The organism is Pseudoalteromonas galatheae, from assembly GCF_005886105.2.
GTDB lineage: Bacteria > Pseudomonadota > Gammaproteobacteria > Enterobacterales > Alteromonadaceae > Pseudoalteromonas > Pseudoalteromonas galatheae.
The window spans coordinates 1-2273 of the sequence record NZ_PNCO02000004.1 but is presented as its reverse complement, the minus strand read 5'-3'; the positions used below and the strand labels follow the sequence as shown (position 1 = coordinate 2273).

Below are 2273 nucleotides of genomic sequence, written 5' to 3'. Positions count from 1 at the left end.
TTTAGGGGAGCCGTAGCGAAAGCGAGTCTTAACTGGGCGCTTAAGTTGCAGGGTATAGACCCGAAACCCGGTGATCTAGCCATGGGCAGGTTGAAGGTTGAGTAACATCAACTGGAGGACCGAACCCACTAACGTTGAAAAGTTAGGGGATGACCTGTGGCTAGGAGTGAAAGGCTAATCAAACCGGGAGATAGCTGGTTCTCCCCGAAATCTATTTAGGTAGAGCCTCGGACGAATACTTACGGGGGTAGAGCACTGTTAAGGCTAGGGGGTCATCCCGACTTACCAACCCTTTGCAAACTCCGAATACCGTAAAGTACTATCCGGGAGACACACGGCGGGTGCTAACGTCCGTCGTGGAGAGGGAAACAACCCAGACCGTCAGCTAAGGTCCCAAAGTGTATGTTAAGTGGGAAACGATGTGGGAAGGCTAAAACAGCTAGGAGGTTGGCTTAGAAGCAGCCACCCTTTAAAGAAAGCGTAATAGCTCACTAGTCGAGTCGGCCTGCGCGGAAGATGTAACGGGGCTAAACATACCACCGAAGCTACGGCTGCGTACGTAAGTATGCGGGGTAGGGGAGCGTTCTGTAAGTGGCTGAAGGTGTGCCGGGAGGCATGCTGGACATATCAGAAGTGCGAATGCTGACATGAGTAACGACAAGAGGAGTGAAAAACTCCTCCGCCGGAAGACCAAGGGTTCCTATCCCATGTTAATCAGGGTAGGGTGAGTCGACCCCTAAGGCGAGGCTGAAGAGCGTAGTCGATGGGAAACGGGTTAATATTCCCGTACTTGGTATGAATGCGATGGGGGGACGGAGCAGGCTAGGCAAGCATGGCGTTGGTTGTCCATGTGAAAGGCTGTAGGCTGGTGACTTAGGAAAATCCGGGTTGCTAAGGCTGAGAGTCGAGACGAGCCACTAAGGTGGTGAAGTTGTTGATGCCCTACTTCCAGGAAAAGCCTCTAAGCTTCAGTTCATACTGAATCGTACCCTAAACCGACACAGGTGGTCAGGTAGAGAATACTAAGGCGCTTGAGAGAACTCGGGTGAAGGAACTAGGCAAAATTGTACCGTAACTTCGGGAGAAGGTACGCTCTTGTTTGTGAAAGACTTGCTCTGTAAGCAAACGAGAGCCGCAGTGACCAGGTGGCTGGGACTGTTTATTAAAAACACAGCACTGTGCAAAATCGTAAGATGACGTATACGGTGTGACACCTGCCCGGTGCCGGAAGGTTAATTGATGGGGTTAGCTTAGGCGAAGCTCTTGATCGAAGCCCCGGTAAACGGCGGCCGTAACTATAACGGTCCTAAGGTAGCGAAATTCCTTGTCGGGTAAGTTCCGACCTGCACGAATGGTGTAACCATGGCCACGCTGTCTCCACCCGAGACTCAGTGAAATTGAAATCGCAGTGAAGATGCTGTGTACCCGCGGCTAGACGGAAAGACCCCGTGAACCTTTACTACAGCTTGGCACTGAACATTGACCCTACATGTGTAGGATAGGTGGGAGGCTTTGAAGCAGGAACGCTAGTTTCTGTGGAGCCGACCTTGAAATACCACCCTTGTAGTGTTGATGTTCTAACTTAGGCCCCTGAACCGGGGTTGAGGACAGTGCCTGGTGGGTAGTTTGACTGGGGCGGTCTCCTCCCAAAGAGTAACGGAGGAGCACGAAGGTTTGCTAAGTACGGTCGGACATCGTACGGTTAGTGTAATGGTAGAAGCAAGCTTAACTGCGAGACAGACACGTCGAGCAGGTACGAAAGTAGGTCATAGTGATCCGGTGGTTCTGAATGGAAGGGCCATCGCTCAACGGATAAAAGGTACTCCGGGGATAACAGGCTGATACCGCCCAAGAGTTCATATCGACGGCGGTGTTTGGCACCTCGATGTCGGCTCATCACATCCTGGGGCTGAAGTCGGTCCCAAGGGTATGGCTGTTCGCCATTTAAAGTGGTACGCGAGCTGGGTTTAGAACGTCGTGAGACAGTTCGGTCCCTATCTGCCGTGGGCGTTTGAGAATTGAGAGGGGCTGCTCCTAGTACGAGAGGACCGGAGTGGACGAACCGCTGGTGTTCGGGTTGTGATGCCAATTGCATTGCCCGGTAGCTACGTTCGGAACTGATAACCGCTGAAAGCATCTAAGCGGGAAGCAGGCCTCGAGATGAGTTCTCACTTTGACTTAGAGTCAACTGAAGGGCCGTTGAAGACTACAACGTTGATAGGCGAGATGTGGAAGTGCTGTGAGGCATTAAGCTAACTCGTACTAATTACCCG

General features: G+C 52.0%; 1 rRNA gene. It reads left to right on the top strand.

What is annotated here, in order from left to right:
• Positions 1-2273: ribosomal RNA gene (locus tag CWC29_RS23500) — 23S ribosomal RNA — on the top strand; the annotation flags it as partial.